Raw genomic sequence first — 16,672 nt, 5'->3', positions numbered from 1 at the left:
CTTGGGCCGGGCCATTATTGTCCGGGACTCAGTCCCGCTTGCGCTCGCTTTCCACCGTCAGCGCGAGGCTGCCGGCACGCAGGTCGTTCGCCGTCTGGCAATAGCGGATCCCGTTCTCGGTCGATACCCGGCAACCGATGAAGCTGACGCGACCGGGAATGGATTGCGGCCGGGCTGCCTGAATCTGCGGCGCGGTGGAGGTCTCCTCCAGACCGGACGGCAGGGCGACCGACAGCAGCGCCGCCGGGCCGGCGGCCGGGCCGTCGTCGCCGTTGGCGGTGCCGACCCCGGCGAACAGGGTGCGGCCGACGATGGAGTTGGCGATCAGCGCAGGCGCACCGAAATCGCCGCGGTCCACCCCCTGGGCCACCAGCATGCCGGTGCCGGGGATGCCGCGGCCGGTGCCGAAGGGCGCTCCCTGGGTGAAGGCGCAGGCGGCGCCGTTCTCGTCGGGATCGATCACCATCACGCCGGCTCCTGCGGCAGCCCCGGTGGTGGTTGGCCCCTTGCCGGTGGCGCCCAGCAGCTGGGCGGCGCGGGTGGCGCGCTCGGCCGGCGGCAGAGACGCCACCGCTTTCCAGGCCTGGACCAGGGCGGCACCGGTCTCCGGATCGCTCATGTCGGGAACATGCAGATCGGTGATGTCGAAGGGCACGGTCAGCGTGCCGCCGACGCGCGGCTGGTAGGCACGCAGCTGCGCCGGGTCGATGCCGGCGCCCTGGGCGACCGTCGCCGCGAGCGGCCCATTGTAGAAAGCGCCCACCCCCTGGCGTCGCAGGACCGACAGCGTCGCCGCCAGCTCCGGCTGGCCGACCACGGCGCCGACCGCCGGAGTGCCGCTGCCGAGGAAGCGCCGCCTCGTCTCCGAGTCGGGTGCCAGCCGCCCGCCGAAAGTGCCGAGGTCCTGCACCAGCGCGCGGCTGAGGCCGGGCGAGAACTGGGCCAGCTGTTCGGCCGGGGCGACGACCTGCTCCCACCGCATCGCACCCGCGGCAGCCTGGACGGCATACAGGCCGCGCGCCATCGCCGGCATGGCGACGCCGCCGGCACCGGCTGGGCGCGGCAGGAAATCGATGGTGCGGGCCTTCTTCGACGCCGCGTCGAACAGCACGCAGACGCCGCCGCCGGTCAGCCCGACGCGCGACGGCAGGCTGGCGGTCATCGCCAGGGCCATCGCCGCGACCGCGTCGCCGGCCTTGCCGCCCTGGGCGATGATGTCGCGCCCCACACCGGCGGCATAGGGCTCGTCGGCGACGACGAAGCTCTGCACCGTGGCGTCGGTCTTGAACTTGGTGTTGACGCAGCCCGACAGCAGTGATGCAGCTATGGCAACCGCGCCCAACCGTTGCCAGATTTGCAGGCGAGTGTGTCGCGGGCTCCGCCGGTCGTGCGCGGGGGTCCGCTGTTCCAAGCCGGAGGTCGTCACGGTGCGCAAGCCCAGCAGGCTGGTTTCGGTCGTCGCCATCATGTCCGTATGTCTGATGTCGCTGGTGTGGGGAGCGCCACCGGCGAGCGCGCAGCGCCGGTCGGAGATGCAAATCCTCAGCGACGCCGAGACGGACCATATCATCCGCAAGATGGCCCGGCCAATCTTCCAGGCGGCCGGCATCGACCCGGACTCGGTGCAGATTCTGTTGATCAACGATCCGACGGTGAACGCCTTCGTCGCCGGCGGACAGAACATCTTCATCCACACCGGACTGCTGCTGGACGTCGACAACGCCGACCAGCTGCTGGGCGTCATCGCGCACGAGACCGGCCACATCTCCGGCGGCCATCTGGTCCGCGGGGCGGAAGCGATGAACAATGCCTTCCTCGCCTCGCTGCTCGGCATGGGTCTCGGCATCGCCGGCGGTCTGGCCTCGCGCAATGCCGGCGCCGGTGCGGCTGGCGTCATGCTGGGCCAGCATCTGGCGGAGCGGAATTATCTGTCCTTCTCCCGCACCCAGGAGGCCTCGGCCGATCAGGCCGGCCTGTCCTTCCTGGAACAGTCGGGCATCTCCGCCAAGGGGATGGAGACCTTCCTGGAGAAGTTGGGCGTCAACGACCCGCTGATGAACGACCGCGACGCCGGCTATCGCCTGACCCACCCGCTGACGCGCGAGCGCATCGATGCGGTGAAGGCCTTCGTTGCCCGCTCCCGCTACAGCAATGCCCAGCTGCCGTCGGCGACGGAGGCCGACCTGCGGCGCGTCCAGGCCAAGCTTTTCGGCTATCTCGACCCGCGTGGCGCCCTGGTCCGCTACAAGGTGAACGATCCGTCGCCGGCCGCCCGCTACGGCCGCGCTTACGCCTATTTCCGCCAGGGCGATGTCAAGCAGGCGACGCCGCTGGTCGATGGGTTGATCGCCGACGAACCGAAGAACCCCTATCTCTACGAGATGAAGGGCGACCTGATGCTGCAGACCGGCCGGGCGCCGGATGCGGTGGCTCCCTATCGTAAGGCCGTGGAGATGGCCGGTTCCGATGCCGGCACGATCCGGGTCTCCCTCGCCCACGCCCTGCTGGAGCAGCATGACCCCCGTCTGGCCGACGAGGCGCTGAAGAATTTGCAGATCGCATCCAAGGGCAAGGCGCAGTCGGCCTTCCTGTGGCGGCTGACCGCCCAGGCCTGGAGCATGAAGAAGAACGACGGCATGGTCGCCTACGCCACGGCGGAGGAGGCGCTTGCCCGAGGCGATATGCCGATGGCCAAGGCGCAGGCGGAGCGGGCGGAAAAGATGCTGCCCACCGGATCGCCCGGCTGGCTGCGCGCCCAGGACATCCGCGGCCAGACCGGCGGGGCCGACAAGCCCGAGCGCTGACGGGATTCTCGGGGGCGCGCGGGTCATATGACCAAAGCGTCCTTCCGGTAACGCAACGGTCATTGAACTGTCCCGGCCACGTCATCGCCGCTTGCTATTCCGCGGACATCGAGCGCGCCTGAGTGAAACAGGGCGCGCGGTTCCGTCCACGGAGTACACCGCATGCCGTCAGTCCGCCTGCCGTCCTGGCGCCTCCCTTCCTGGCGTGGCGCCCTGCTTGCCACCGTCGCCCTGATGTCCGCCAGCCTGACCGTTACCGCCGCCCACGCGCAGGACCAGCAGGCCAAGCGCTATCCCGCCACGCTGGCCGGCCATGCGGTGCTGCCGGCCGACACGCTGGTGCAGGCGCCGGCCGACGCCGGTCCGCTGTTCGCCACCGCCGGCAAGTTCACCAATGCCGACCGCAAGCGCGTCGACACCGTGGGCACCATCCGTGCCACCTCCTTCGCCGCCGACCCGAAAGCTCCGCGTGAGACGGAGATCATGCTGCCGGTCGCAGGCCAAGCGGTGCAGGGCTTCTCCGCGGTCGTGCCGCAGCCCAATGGCGAGTTCCTGGCCCTGACCGACAACGGCTTCGGCAGCAAGGTGAACTCGGTCGATGCGCTGCTGATGGTCCACCGCGTCAAGCCGGACTGGCAGAGCGGCGCCATGCAGCGTCTGGAGACCATCTTCCTGCGCGACCCCGACCGCAAGGTCCCCTTCGCCATCGTCAACGAGAACACCGGCAGCCGCTACCTGACCGGTGCCGATTTCGATCCCGAATCGCTGGTGGTCCAGAACGACCGCCTGTTCATCGGCGACGAGTTCGGCCCCTATATCCTGGAGCTGAACCGGGACGGCGTGGTGATCGCGGTCCATGAGACAGTGATCGACGGCAAGCCGGCCCGCTCGCCCGACCATTACCGCAACAACGGCCTGCCGGCGGTGCCGGGCGCCGTCAGCTTCGAGGTCCGCCGCTCCCGCGGGTTCGAACCGATGGGCGTGTCGCCGGACGGCAAGACGCTGTACCCGTCGCTGGAAGGCCCGCTGTGGAACGCCGCCGCCAACGGCTTCGAGAACAAGGACGGCCGTGCGTACACCCGCATTCTAGAATTCGACGTCGCCAGCCGCACGTACACCGGCAAGTCGTGGAAGTACAGGCTGGAGGACAACGCCAACGTCGTCGCCGACATGGCGATGATCGACGCCGGCAGCGCCCTGGTGATCGAGCGCGACGACACCACCGAAGGGGCGAAGACCCAGGCCTGCCAGGGCGAGGTCAAGCCGGACTGCTTCAACGCGCCGGCCGCCTTCAAGCGCATCTACAAGATCGACATCGCCGGGGCGGACGCCGACGGCTTCGTCCGCAAGGTCGGCTACATCGACCTGACGGACATCGCCGACCCCGACCACAAGGCCCGCGCCGGCCAGGCCCCGGAAGGCCGCTTCGTCATGCCCCATCTCGGGCCTGAGGGGGTGAACATCGTCGATGGCGACCACATCGTCGTCGTCAACGACAACAACCTGCCCTATTCCACCGGCCGGACCATCGGCCGGGCCGACGGCGACGAGATGGCGCTGCTGTCAGTGGGCGAACTGCTGCGCGCCCGCTGACGGCCGATGGATGACGGCCGCTCGCTGAAACGTGAGGTCCGGGCAGGCGTTTTGCGCTTGTCCGGACCGGGTTGTCGGTCCAGTGTGGGCGGCCTTCGGCCCAATGTCCTTCGTGTTTCGGAGACCGTCCCCCATGCGCCCCGCCCTGCCGTTCCTGCGTTCCGCCCTGCTCGCCCTGCCCGTCGCGGCGTTTGCGCTGTCCGCCGCCATTCCGGCCCATGCGCAATCGGCGAGCTTCGACGGCAACCAGAAGGCCGCCATCGAGAAGATCGTCCGCGACTATCTGATGGAGCATCCGGAGGTGATTCTGCAGGCGGTCGACGCCATGCAGGAGCGCCAGAAGACGGCCGAGGCCGAGCAGGCCCGCAAGGCTCTGGTGGAGAACAAGCAGGAGCTGCTCCGCAGCCCGGCCGATCCGGTCATCGGCAATCCGCAGGGCGACATCACGGTCGTGGAGTTCTTCGATTACCAGTGCGGCTACTGCAAGGCGGTGCAGGCCGACACCCAGTCGCTGATCAAGGGCGATCCCAAGCTGCGCTTCGTCCTGAAGGAATTCCCGATCCTGGGGCCGGCGTCCGTCGTCGCCTCCAAGGCGGCGCTCGCATCCCGCGGGCAGGGCAAATATGTCGAATTCCACAACGCCCTGATGGCCCAGCGCGGCCAGCTGGACGAAGCAGTCATCATGCGGTTGGCCAAGTCGGTCGGTCTCGACACCGACCGGCTGAAGAAGGACATGGAATCGCCGGACGTGCTGAAGGTGATCGCCGCCAACCAGGCGCTTGCCGAGAAGCTGAACATCCGCGGCACCCCCGCCTTCGTCTTCGGTGACGAGCTGGTGCCCGGCGCCATCAAGCTGGACGACATGAAGCGGCTGACCGACGCCGCCCGCGCCAAGGGTTGAGGCGGATCATTTCATGACCGGAATGACTGAGCGGGCCAAGCCGTCCGTCGTCGTCTTCGACGTCGGGCAGGTGCTGATCGAATGGGACCCGCGGCATCTCTACCGCGAACTGTTCGACGGCTATGAAGACCTGATGGAGGATTTCCTCGACGGGGTCTGCACCCCCGCCTGGAACCTGGAGCAGGACCGCGGCCGCCCCTGGAAGGATGCGGTCGCCCTGCTGACAGAGGAGCATCCGGACTGCGCCGAGCTGATCCGCGCCTATGACGACATGTGGGAGCGCATGGTGCCCGGCCCGATCCCCGGCACCCCGGACATCCTGGCGGAGCTGAAGGCCCGCGGCGTCCCCGTCTATGCCATCACCAACTTCTCGGTCGACAAGTTTGAGCTGACGCGCAAGCGCTTCGACTTCCTGAACGGGTTCGACGGGATCATCGTTTCGGGTGAGGAACGGCTGGTGAAGCCCGATCCGGCGATCTATCGGCTGCTGATGGATCGTTACGGTCTCGATCCGAAGGAGTGCTATTTCATCGACGACAACCCCGACAATGTCGAGGCGGCGAAGTCGGTGGGAATGTCGGCGCACCTGTTCCTGGGTGCCGAGGCGCTGCGGCGGGACTTGGAGTCGTTGGGAGTGCTATGACGCGGGAGCCGACGCTCCCGCGCAAATCACTCCGCTGCCGCCTCGCGGTCGGTGGCGGAGTTGAAGGCGTAGGTCTTCCAAGTCGGCTCATAGCCGTCGTCGGCCTGGTTGCCCCAGACAGACCAGTTGGGCCGGGCGCCGCGGGCGAACATCTCCAGATAGGGGCCGGGGCTGCACGCCTCGATCAGTTCATACTGCTCGTCGGGCTTGCGGCTGTGCTCGCGCTTGCGGCTTTCGATCAGATTGACCTGGGTGCGGCCGGGCGGCAGCGTCCGGGCCTTCTTGCCGCGCACACCGAACAGGATCAGTTCGGTCACGTTGCGGAAATAGAAGCCGACGCCGCGCCCGTCCGACCCGCCATCCTTGCGCACCTTGTGCCAGATCAGGTTGGTTTTGTACTCGAACCCCCAGTTGCGCATCACCTGCAAGCCTTCCGGCAGCAAGGCGTTGGGGACCCAGAGATAGAGGTGCGCGGTCGGGGCGGCGATGTCGGCGACCGGCAGGGCGCAGATGTCCTCCACCGTCATGGTGCCGTAACGCGACAGGCGGCGGTGCTCCGGCGCCATCTTGCCGGTGCGGTTGACGAAGCGCCAGGGCGGGTCCGCCATCACGGTGGCGAAGCGCCGGTCACCGGCGAAGGCCACCAGATCCTGCGCCGGATCCGATGTCGTCTCCACCGTCTTGCTGTCGCCCATCGCTGCCTCGAAATCCTGAACAAATGCGGTACCGGAAGGGGTGCAAACTCGCACGGGGGGACTGCGCCGTCAATCCGGTCTGAACCGCGGAACCGATGCTGTCACAGCCGCCGGCGCCCGCGATCCCGTCACTCCTCCTCGCCGGCCTCCGCCATGGCGCGCAGGGCGGCCCGCTCGGCAACGTTGACGGTCAGCCCCTGGGTCTCCACACCCACGGCCCGCAGCTTGGCCAGCGCCCGTGACAGCGTTTCCGGCTGCATGCCCAGGCGGCGGGCGATCAACGCCTTGTCGAAGGGAAGCAGGAACTGCGCCGGCCCATCGCCCGGCGGGCAGACGCGCATCAGGAAGGCAGCGACCCGCTGCGGCGCCGGCTGGACCTGGAGCTGCTCGATCTGCGTCACCAGATGGCGCAGCCGGACCGACAGCGACCCCAGCATGCCGAAGGCGATGCGGTCATCCTCGCGCAGGCAGCGGGCGAATCCGTCGGCGGTCAGGGTCATCACGCGGGCGTCGGTCACCGCCTCCGCACAGACCGGGAATTTGCCGTCGGCGAACATGGCGGCCTCGGCGAAGCTTTCCGCCGGGCCGATGACATGCACCACCGCCTCGGTCCCGTCGCGGGTCAGGCGGTACAGCTTCACCCAGCCGTCGAGCAGGACGAAGAAACGGTCAGCCGTCTCGTCCTGCAGGAACAGGGTGGTGCCACGCGACACCGGCCGCACGATGGCAACGCCGCCGAGCAGCGACACCGCACGGTCGGTCAGCTTGGCAAACAGCGGGATCGCGCGCAGTGCGGCGGCGTCTTCCGCCGACAGGTTCGAATGGTTGACGGTCATGGCAGCTTCCCCTCCCCGCTTGCCGACGGAATTGGTGTTGGTGGGGCCATTGGTGTCGTCATCAATGTCGATGAGGCCGCCGACCCGGTGCCGCGCAGCAGCATCCAGCCATTGACGACGATGCCGGTGACGTCCGAGATCATCGCCGGCACCGATCCCACCAGACTGTTGTGCACGAACCAACAGGGCAAAGCCACCAGCATGGTGCCGCGGAAGCGCGCAACCTGAGTTTGGTAGCGGGCGAGGCTGATCAGCGCCATTCCCGCCGCGGCGAAGGCCGAGGGCAGGCCGGACCAGGTGAGGGCCATCACCGCGGCGATCACCGGCAGAATCAACAGATAGGCGATGCGGAAGGCCGGCCGGCCGCCGATCGCCAGCGCCGCCACCACCTGAAGCGCCGCAAGCCCGTTCAGCGCCGCCGCCGTCGGAGAGCCCACCATGGCAAAATGCAGGGCGAAACACAGGCAGGGTACCAGTTGCACCAGCAGCATGCCGGTGCGGCTGCGGAAGAAGGGCCAGAGCATGCCGCCGAGCGTTCCGCAAAATCCCACCAGCTGCGCCAGGGACCATCCACCGCCCTCAGCGGCCGGGAGCAGGACGGTCAGCAGCTCGTTCATGCCGAATCGCGCCTTCGACAGCTTGGGGCGGCAGAAGAGAGACCGGCAAGCCAGCCTAGATAAGCCGGCTGCTTCACCACTGCCGGCCGCCCCGGAGGGCGGCGCCAGAAAAGCAGACGGGAGGAAACAGAAAAGAGCGGAGAAGACACACGCAACGAACAGCCGGGCCGAACTGGAGCCACGGCCGGATCACTCACGAGCCAGGACCGCAAAAGCAGCAGAACAAAAGACAGGAACGCACGGCGCCCCCCAAGGGAGGCACCGTGCGCTGAAAGTCCGGACTCTCACCGGGAAGCCCGGAGCCAAGTCGGCTCGGGGCCTCGTCAGGCTTTTCAGCCAAGCGGAGCCAGCCGATGCGGCATGCGTCCGGAGAGGACGAACGCCGTTACGGCCGAGGCCCGGATATTCCGGAGCCTTACAGGTACTCGACCTTGCCCGCTTCCGGACCCTTCTGGCCCTGGCGAACGGTGACGCGCACCTGATCGCCTTCCTGGAGGGTCTGCATGCCCGAACGGCGCAGCACGTTGACGTGGACGAAGACGTCCTTGCCACCGGTGCTGGGCGTGATGAAGCCAAAGCCCTTATCGGCATTGAACCACTTCACGGTGCCGTCGACTTCTTCGCCACCGGCGCTGCCGCCGGCATCGTAGCCGCCGCGGTCATAGCCGCCACGGTCGAAGCCACCGGTCGTCCGCGGACGGGCCGAACGCTGAGCGGTCGACGTATCGACCGTGTGGATGGAGGCAACCTGCGGACCCTTCGGCCCACGGGCCAGGTCACAGGTGATGGTGGTGCCTTCGTCCAGCGCGTCGTAGCCGGCGGCCTGAACCGCAGAGACGTGCAGGAAGGCATCGGGCGAACCGTCCTCAGGCGACACGAAGCCGAACCCCTTGGTGGGGTTAAACCACTTCACGGTGGCGGTGACGTTGGACTTGGTGATCTCGGGAGCGCGGAAGCCCTGGCGGGGCGGGCGGTCGAACATGTGTCTTCAAGCTCATAGAGTGTGCCGAAAGTCTGTTGTCACAGGTATCCGATCCCAGGTCAAGCCTTCCAAAGGAAAGATGACCGAATCGCCGTTAATTGCCTCACCCCAGGCTCACGCATCCCCACCCGCCGGCTGCCGGCCGGACGAAAGCGGCACCGAAGTGCCGCTCCGCCCCCGCCTCCGGCACCCCAGTACCGCGACTGTCGGCGCGACTCGGACGGCTTATGCACGTCCCCCGTGCGCCGCGGTATCAGCCGGCTGGCTGGGCCAGCGCGGGATAGTCGGTGTAGCCGTGGCGGTCGCCGCCGTAGAAGGTCTTCTGGTCCGGTTCGGCCAGCGGGGCGTCGATGCGCAGCCGCTCCACCAGATCGGGGTTGGCGATGAAGGGCCGGCCAAAGGCGATCATGTCGGCATGTCCGCTGGCCGTCGCCTGGATCGCCATGGCACGGTCATAGACATTGTTGGCCATGTAGCGGCCCTCATAGAGCCCGCGCAGCTCGGCGAGATCGCCGCCGAAGCCGGGATGCGGGCCGCGGGTCACGCCCTCGATCATGTGCAGATAGGCCAGACCGTAGCCGTTCAGACGACGGATCACCGGGCTGAAGGTGCCGACCGGGTCGCTTTCCTGGGCGTCGTTGGCCGGGCTCAGCGGCGACAGGCGGATGCCGACGCGGTCGGCCCCGGCCTCCGCAATCACCGCGTCCAGCACCTCGAACAGGAAGCGGGCGCGATTCTCGACGGAACCGCCATAGGCGTCGGTGCGCTTGTTGGTGCCGTCACGCAGGAACTGGTCGATCAGATAGCCGTTGGCGGCATGCACCTCAACCATGTCGAAGCCGGCGGCCAGCGCATTGCGGGTGGCGCGGCGGTAATCCTCGACGATCCCCGGCAGTTCCGACGCATCGAGCGCCCGCGGAGTCGGGATGTCCTTGAAGCCGTCGACGGTGAAGGCCTTCATCTCCGGCTTGACCGCCGACGGTGCCACCGGCAGGGCTCCGCCCGGCTGCAGGTCGGGGTGGGAGATGCGGCCGACATGCCAGAGTTGCAGACAGATGTGTCCGCCCTTCGCATGGACGGCGTCGGTCACCAGCTTCCAGCCCGCCACCTGTTCGGCGCTGTGGATGCCGGGGGTGTAGGCATAGCCCTTGCCCTGGGGCGAGATCTGGGTCGCCTCCGCGACGATCAGGCCGGCGGTGGCGCGCTGGGCATAATATTCGGCGTTCATCGCGGTCGGCACACCGGTGGCGTTGTCGGTGCGGCTGCGGGTCAGCGGCGCCATGGCGATGCGGTTGGGCAGGGTGTAGCGTCCGATCGTCACCGGCTGGAACAGGGGGGCCGCGTCCTGGCTGTCCGTCATGTCCGATCCATTCTGCTGATTAGAAACTGGACAGGAAAGTGTGGCCCGTCATCGGCATCCGACAAGGCTCCGCTGCACCGCAGCAACCGGATGGGCGGCATGGCTGCCATACCGGATCAGGCACCCCGACGGGACCTTTCGGGCTCCCCGGCGGTTATTCCCGGCAGATTCCCTCAGCAGAAAACGGGACCGTCGATGCAGCACCCATGGCCCGACCGCCTCTGGATCGTCCGCCACGGTGAAAGCGCCGGGAACGTCGCCCGCGACGCCGCGCACGCCGCCGGACTCAGCCGGATCGACATCGCCGAACGCGACGTGGACGTTCCGCTCAGTCAATTGGGCGAGCGGCAGGCCGACGCGCTCGGCCGCTGGTTCGCCGCCATGCCGGCGGTGGAGCGGCCAGACGTGGTGCTGACCTCCCCCTACCGGCGGGCGATGCGCACGGCGGAACGGCTGCACCAGTCGGGCGGATTGCCGGTCCACCCCAACGACTTCGTCGTCGACGAACGGCTGCGCGAGAAGGAATTTGGTGTGCTCGACCGGCTGACCACCGCCGGCATCCGTCAGGAATTCCCCGAGCAGGCCGAGTTCCGCCGTCTGCTCGGCAAGTTCTATCACCGGCCGCCAGGGGGTGAGAGCTGGTGCGACGTGATCCTGCGGCTGCGCAGCGCGCTCGACACCGTCAGCCTGCATCACGGTGGCCGGCGGGTTCTGATCGTCGGGCATCAGGTGGTGGTGCTGTGCCTGCGCTATCTGCTGGAGAATCTGACGGAGGAGGAGATCCTGGCCATCGACGCGGCCGGCGACGTCGCCAACTGCTCCGTCACCGAATACCGGTTCGACGCCCAGGCCGGGCCTCGCGGCGGATTGCTGCTGCACCGCTACAACTTCGTCGCCCCGCTGGAGGAGGCAGGCGCCCCGGTCACCGCGGAGCCGGACGCCGCCATCGCCGCCCGCTAAGCCGCCATCCGTCACTTGCCACCCGCCGAGGAGGAGCGATTGGACGCCTCAACCGAGGAAATCCCCGTCACCGCCGAGCTTCTGCGTGGCATGCCTCTGCCCCAGCCGGACGGTCACGGCGACAAGGAAACCCGCGGACGGGTGCTGGTGGTGGCCGGCAGCGTTCCGGTTCCGGGCGGCGCCCTGCTGGCCGGAATCGGCGTGCTGCGGGCGGGGGCCGGCAAGTTGCAGATCGCCACCGCCGCCAGCATCGCACCCCATCTGGGCCTCGCCCTGCCGGAGGCGCTGGTCGCCGGCCTGCGCGAGACCGCCGACGGCGAAATTGCCCCCGACTCGGCCAGGGCGCTGTCCGAGCGGGCCTCGCGCTGCGACACGGTGCTGATCGGTCCGGGCATGATGAACGAAGCGGCGGTCGCCGACCTGACCGCAGAGCTGCTGACCCGCCTTGAGGTGGGTGAGGACGGGCCGTGCTTCGTGCTGGATGCCGGGGCACTGGCCGGGCTGCGCCGGAACGCGGCAGCGCTGCATCGTCATGAGGGCCGCGTGGTGATCACCCCCCATGCCGGCGAGATGGCCGGGCTGCTCGGCTGCTGCCGCGACCGGGTGGACACCGACCCGCTCGGCTGCGCGAGGCAGGCGGCGGACCAGTTGAAAGCGGTGGTGGCGTTGAAGGGAAGCTGCACCCGCATCGTCGCCCCGGATGGCCGCGCCTGGGCCTACCGCGGCGGCACGGTAGGGCTGGCGACCTCCGGGTCCGGCGACACGCTGGCCGGGATCGTCACCGGCCTGCTGGCCCGCGGCGCCAGCCCGGAGCAGGCCGCAATCTGGGGCGTCTACCTGCATGGCGAGGCCGGCAACCGCCTGACCCGCCGCATCGGCCCGCTGGGCTTCCTCGCCCGCGAACTGCTGGCGGAGATCCCGGCGGTGATGGCAGCGCTGGCAAGCGAATCGGACGGACGCTGAGCCTTACCGCACCGGGGCACCGACGCTGGCAGAGGCCGGAGCCGGCGGCAGGGCCGGGTTGGCCGGGGGCGTCATGCTGCGGCGCGGCTGCGACGGCGCCACATCGGCCGACAAGGCGGCGTCGCGGTCGCGGCAGCGGTCGACCACCTTCTGGCCGCAGGCGACGAAGCCCAAATCCTTGTTCAGGCAGACCCGTACCTCCGACACGTCGCGCCGGGAACAGATGACCGCCACCCCTTCCGCCGTCAGGCCGGGATTGGCGTCGAGGAACAGCCGCTCCACCTGGGTCGCCGGCACGGTCGGGCCCGGCGTCCTGATCGTCTCGGGGATCGTCACCTTGGTCGCGGCGGCGCGCAGCTTGGCGAAATAGTCGGTCGCGGTCAGGCCGGAGCAGGTCCCGTGCTTGCGCCATTCATGCATCATCAGGCCGACGCTGGGCATCACCGGCATGGTCTGGTCAACAACCGTCTTGGGCAGGTTGCGGTCGCGGGTGCAGGTGGCGGGATAGCTGCCGTCATTGTACTGCGGCCACAGGCCATGAATGACGAAGCCGTATTTCCGGTCGCCGCACTGGTCGGGATCGGGACCGTTCCTGTCGCGGGCACAGTAGGTCGGCGTCCAGGACAGCGACAGGATGTAGTAATCGAAGGTCCCCGGCTCCGCCCGCCTCTGCGCCCAGGAAGGGCTTGCGGTGAACAGTCCGGCAACCAGAACGGACAGAATGGCGGCGGCGGCGCTTCGCATGACGGTCTTCCCCCTGGTCTATGCTTCCCTGCGTTGCATACCATGGAAGGATGTTTCTGTCGCGGGGTCTCGACACCGGCATCACCCGGACAAATCTCATTGTGCCGAACGTTTGCGCGTTCCGTCCCGGCAGAGGGTATAGTGACCGGCATGTTCACCCTGTCCGCCCCGATTCTGCTGCGCGCCTATGCCGCCGGCATCTTCCCGATGGCCGAAAGCGCCGAATCGCGGGAGCTTCACTGGTTCGACCCGGAACGCCGCGGCATCCTGCCGCTGGACGGCTTCCATGTGGCGCGCAGCCTGCGCAAGACGCTGCGGCGCTGCCCGTTCGAGCTGCGGTTCGACAGCGCCTTCCGCGCGGTGATCGAGGGTTGCGCCGAAGCGACGGAGGAGCGGCCGAAGACCTGGATCAACGACGACATCGTTCGTCTCTACGGCGATCTGTTCGACGCCGGCTTCGCCCACAGCGTGGAATGCTGGCGCGACGGCCGGCTGGTCGGCGGGCTGTACGGGGTGGCGATCGGCGGCGCCTATTTCGGCGAGAGCATGTTCAGCCGCGAGACCGGGGCCAGCAAGGTCGCGCTTGTCCATCTGGTCGCCCGGCTGCGCGCCGCCGGCTTCGCCCTGCTCGACACCCAGTTCGTGACCGAGCATCTCAGCCGGTTCGGCGCCGTCGAGATTCCGCGCAACGAGTACCGCCGCCGCCTCGCCGCGGCGATGGAGCGCAAGACCGACTTCCGTGGCGTCGACCAGCAGGCGGCGCTGGCCGAACTGCTCGAGTCGGCAGTCACGCCACCCGGCTGAACCGGTTGGCTGACGGGGTATCCCGCCACCGGGGGTTATGCCCGGAAGCGCCGCGCCGCAGCCCCGCTCTACCACCCCCGATCCGTTGTGCGTCGCAGCGGGGGCGGCCATCCTCCGCGCATCCACCGCCATGGCTGGAAGGCGCCCATGCGCTTTTGGAACGCATCCCTGATTTCGTCTGCCCTGATCCTTGTCCTTGCCGGAGTCCTGATCGGCGCACCGTTGCTGGTGCTGAACGGCTTTCCGCTGACCTTCGACGACACGCCGGGCTATCTGGAGCCGGCCTTCAACATCCTGCACCGGGCGGCACAGCCAACCTGGACGCCTCCGCCGGACCTGTCGGTGCACGGCCTCCCGTCGGCCAACATCTTCTTCCTGCGGCCCTTCGGCTACATGCTGTTCCTGCTGCCCTTCGCCAGCGGCTGGGGCGTCTGGCTGATCCCGCTCGCCCAGGGCATCCTGGCGGCGGCGGTCCTGCGGGCGGCCCTGACCGCGGCCCTTCCAGCGGCGGGAGCACCGGACCGGCCGGGGCTGTTCCTCGGCATCGCCGCGGTGCTGGGGCTGACCACCAGCCTGTCGCTGCACGCCGCGACGATCATGCCGGACTTCCTGACCGGGCTGGCGATCCTGCTCGTCTATGTCGTCGTCGTCCGCTGGCCGGCCCTGACCGCCGTTCAGCGGCTGCTGACCGTTGCGGCGCTCACCGGAACAATCGTCTCCCATCTCAGCCATCTGGCGATCCTGGGCGGGATGATCATTCTGCTCGGGCTTTGGGCGCTGTGGCACGACCGCGCGATGCTGCGGTCGCTGGCGTGGGGGGTGCTGCTGCCGATGGTGCTGGCGGTCGGGCTGCTGACCGGTTCCAACCTGCTGACCGCCGGCCGGCCGGTGCTGTCCGAAAGCTCCCCCGTCTTCCTGCTCGCCCGGCTGATCGGCGACGGTCCGGCGCGCGACTATCTGGCCGAGGCCTGCCGCAGCCGCGATTACCTGCTGTGCGGCAGCCTGGACAGCCTGGACCGCAGCGCGCCCGGCTATGTCACCTCCGACTATTTCCTTTGGCATCCCGACGGCGCCCGCCGCCGCTTCGGCGACCAGCCCCGCTTCGTCGCCGAAGCGGCGGAGATCGCCCACAATACCATCGCCAGCCGCCCGGCCGCGGTCGCCACGCATGGGCTGGCGAATGCCGCCGGCCAGTTCGTCGAGGTCCAGCCCGACGACACCCTCAACGACCCGGTCAAGCCGCTGACCCGCCGCCTGTTCAGCCGTTTCCCGGTACCGGTCTATGCCGCCTTCGACCGGTCGCTGCAAACGCAGCAGCGCTTTCCCCGCGACGAACTGGCGCTGATCCAGGATCTGTCGCTGTCGCTCGGCGTGCTGGGACTGGCCGCGCTGGGGTTGGGGCGCTGGCGGCGGGTCGACGGACGGGTGCGGATGCTGCTTCTGGTGATCGGCATGGGATTGACGCTGAACGCCGTCGTCACCGGCGGGCTGTCGGCCGTCCATGACCGCTATCAGAACCGCGTGATCTGGCTCGTGCCCTTCGCCGCCCTGGTTCTGCTGGCGACGGCCCGCAGCCGCGATGCCAGCCGCGACCTCCTGCCCGCCGGCCGGAAGGGGCGCACAGGTTCGGGTCAGCCGACCGGGTGGAACACGCCGCCGGGCATGGGCACCGGCACCCCGGTGGTCGCCGGCAGGCTGAGCGGCAACCCCAGCCTGCTGCGCACGGCGAGATAGCCGAAGGCCTGCGCCTCCAGCGCGTCGCCGTCCCAGCCGACGGTGTCGGCGGGCTCGACGAGTACGCCCAGCCGGTCGGCCAGCATCGCCATCAGCGTGGCGTTGTGGCGCCCGCCGCCGCAGACCAGCCAGCGCACCGGCGGGGCCGGCAAGTGGGGCACGACGCGGGCGACCGACCCGGCGGTGAAGGCGGTCAGGGTGGCCGCGCCGTCCTGCGGCGACAATGCCGTCACCGGCGCCGGGTCGAAGGCGTCGCGATCCAGCGACTTGGGCGCCGGGCGGTCGAAATAGGGATGGGCCATCAATGCGGCCAGCGCCGCGTCGTCCACTTGGCCCGCCGCCGCCAGCGCGCCGCCGGCATCGAAGCGGCCATGCCCATGGCGCAGCACCCAGTCGTCGATCAGGGCATTGCCCGGCCCGGTGTCGCAGGCGACCACATCGGCTTCCCCCTCCTGCGGATCGGGACCGATCCAGCTGACATTGGCAACGCCGCCGATGTTGAGAACTGCGAGCGGGCGCGGCAGACCATGGGCCAGCGCCCGGTGGAACAGCGGAACGAGCGGTGCGCCCTGCCCGCCCGCGGCGACGTCGGCACTGCGCAAATCGTTGACCACGGCAATGCCGGTCGCCGCGGCCAGACGGGCGCCGTCGCCGATCTGGCAGGTCAGGCGCCAGTCCGGATCATGGTGGATGGTGTGGCCGTGGAAACCGATCAGTTCAACCTCCGCCGCCGCGACGCCCGCCTTGTCGAGCAGGCGGCGCACCGCGTCGGCATGGGCGTCGGTCAGGTCGCGCTCGACCTCCGCCACCGGCCCGCCGCTGACATCGCTTTTGCCGAGGCAGCCGCGCAGCCGGGTCCGGAAGCCGTCGTCGTAGGGGATGGTCAGGAAGTCCAGCGCCTCGACCCGGTCGCGGCCGTCGGTGCGCAGCAGAGCGGCGTCGATGCCGTCCATCGACGTGCCACTCATCAGGCCGACGACCGTGCGCAGCCCCTCCTTCGCTTCCATCATCCGCTCCGCATCCCTTGTGGCGATGC

At 68.9% G+C, this 16,672-nt stretch carries 16 protein-coding genes; 8 read left to right on the top strand and 8 right to left on the bottom strand.

Annotated elements, in window-relative coordinates; all coding sequences use genetic code 11:
• Positions 1-28: 28 nt before the first annotated feature.
• Complete coding sequence (locus ABNQ38_RS26050; protein ID WP_377808751.1) at positions 29-1,468, bottom strand: gamma-glutamyltransferase; 1,440 nt, start codon at positions 1,466-1,468, stop codon at positions 29-31.
• Here ABNQ38_RS26050 and ABNQ38_RS26045 point away from each other — a divergent pair.
• The 4 genes from ABNQ38_RS26045 (at position 1,467) to ABNQ38_RS26030 (ending at position 5,941) form a co-directional block, all read left to right on the top strand.
• Entirely contained in the window at positions 1,467-2,804 is a 1,338-nt protein-coding gene (locus ABNQ38_RS26045; RefSeq protein WP_377808750.1) for a M48 family metalloprotease, read from the top strand. The two genes, ABNQ38_RS26050 and ABNQ38_RS26045, sit on opposite strands and share 2 nt — an antisense overlap.
• Positions 2,805-2,966: 162 nt before the next feature.
• Positions 2,967-4,397, top strand: a complete 1,431-nt coding sequence (locus tag ABNQ38_RS26040) for an esterase-like activity of phytase family protein (RefSeq protein ID WP_377808749.1) — start codon at positions 2,967-2,969, stop codon at positions 4,395-4,397.
• Between the two features lie 133 nt (positions 4,398-4,530).
• Positions 4,531-5,298: a DsbA family protein gene (locus ABNQ38_RS26035; protein WP_377808747.1), complete on the top strand. Its 768-nt coding sequence runs from the start codon at positions 4,531-4,533 to the stop codon at positions 5,296-5,298.
• Between the two features lie 13 nt (positions 5,299-5,311).
• Positions 5,312-5,941 (top strand): HAD family phosphatase, encoded by a 630-nt coding sequence (locus ABNQ38_RS26030; protein ID WP_247879566.1) that lies wholly within the window; start codon positions 5,312-5,314, stop codon positions 5,939-5,941.
• A 26-nt stretch (positions 5,942-5,967) separates the two neighbouring features.
• Here the strand turns inward: ABNQ38_RS26030 and ABNQ38_RS26025 are convergent, their stop codons facing one another.
• The 5 genes from ABNQ38_RS26025 to ABNQ38_RS26005 form a co-directional block, all read right to left on the bottom strand.
• Positions 5,968-6,636 (bottom strand): MT-A70 family methyltransferase, encoded by a 669-nt coding sequence (locus ABNQ38_RS26025; protein ID WP_377808746.1) that lies wholly within the window; start codon positions 6,634-6,636, stop codon positions 5,968-5,970.
• Between the two features lie 128 nt (positions 6,637-6,764).
• Complete coding sequence (locus ABNQ38_RS26020) at positions 6,765-7,472, bottom strand: Crp/Fnr family transcriptional regulator (protein WP_246307108.1); 708 nt, start codon at positions 7,470-7,472, stop codon at positions 6,765-6,767.
• On the bottom strand, positions 7,469-8,089 hold the full coding sequence (locus ABNQ38_RS26015) for a YgjV family protein (protein WP_377808745.1): 621 nt from the start codon (positions 8,087-8,089) through the stop codon (positions 7,469-7,471). The genes ABNQ38_RS26020 and ABNQ38_RS26015 overlap by 4 nt, the downstream gene beginning before the upstream one ends.
• A 415-nt stretch (positions 8,090-8,504) precedes the next feature.
• Positions 8,505-9,071 (bottom strand): cold-shock protein, encoded by a 567-nt coding sequence (locus ABNQ38_RS26010; RefSeq protein ID WP_109047933.1) that lies wholly within the window; start codon positions 9,069-9,071, stop codon positions 8,505-8,507.
• A 253-nt stretch (positions 9,072-9,324) separates the two neighbouring features.
• Positions 9,325-10,431, bottom strand: coding sequence for an alkene reductase (locus ABNQ38_RS26005; RefSeq protein WP_377808744.1), 1,107 nt, complete (start codon positions 10,429-10,431; stop codon positions 9,325-9,327).
• 195 nt (positions 10,432-10,626) lie between these two features.
• Here ABNQ38_RS26005 and ABNQ38_RS26000 point away from each other — a divergent pair, with 195 nt between their 5' ends.
• Positions 10,627-11,391 (top strand): histidine phosphatase family protein, encoded by a 765-nt coding sequence (locus ABNQ38_RS26000; protein WP_377808743.1) that lies wholly within the window; start codon positions 10,627-10,629, stop codon positions 11,389-11,391.
• Positions 11,392-11,430: 39 nt separating this feature from the next.
• A complete protein-coding gene (locus ABNQ38_RS25995; RefSeq protein ID WP_377808742.1) occupies positions 11,431-12,354 on the top strand; it encodes an NAD(P)H-hydrate dehydratase in 924 nt (307 codons plus the stop codon).
• 3 nt (positions 12,355-12,357) lie between these two features.
• Here ABNQ38_RS25995 and ABNQ38_RS25990 read toward each other — a convergent pair whose 3' ends face one another.
• Entirely contained in the window at positions 12,358-13,098 is a 741-nt protein-coding gene (locus tag ABNQ38_RS25990; protein ID WP_377808741.1) for a ribonuclease T, read from the bottom strand.
• Positions 13,099-13,248: 150 nt separating this feature from the next.
• Here ABNQ38_RS25990 and aat point away from each other — a divergent pair, with 150 nt between their 5' ends.
• Entirely contained in the window at positions 13,249-13,902 is a 654-nt protein-coding gene (gene aat / locus ABNQ38_RS25985) for a leucyl/phenylalanyl-tRNA--protein transferase (protein ID WP_377810120.1), read from the top strand.
• A gap of 147 nt (positions 13,903-14,049) precedes the next feature.
• On the top strand, positions 14,050-15,636 hold the full coding sequence (locus ABNQ38_RS25980; protein WP_377808740.1) for a hypothetical protein: 1,587 nt from the start codon (positions 14,050-14,052) through the stop codon (positions 15,634-15,636).
• Here the strand turns inward: ABNQ38_RS25980 and ABNQ38_RS25975 are convergent.
• Complete coding sequence (locus tag ABNQ38_RS25975; RefSeq protein WP_377808739.1) at positions 15,534-16,646, bottom strand: anhydro-N-acetylmuramic acid kinase; 1,113 nt, start codon at positions 16,644-16,646, stop codon at positions 15,534-15,536. The genes ABNQ38_RS25980 and ABNQ38_RS25975 overlap by 103 nt on opposite strands.
• Between the last annotated feature and the right edge of the window lie 26 nt (positions 16,647-16,672).

Source organism: Azospirillum sp. A29, assembly GCF_042604625.1.
In the GTDB taxonomy this organism is placed as follows: Bacteria; Pseudomonadota; Alphaproteobacteria; order Azospirillales; family Azospirillaceae; genus Azospirillum; species Azospirillum palustre.
The sequence above is the reverse complement of the archived record's forward strand: the minus strand, read 5'-3'. Positions and strand labels throughout refer to the sequence as shown.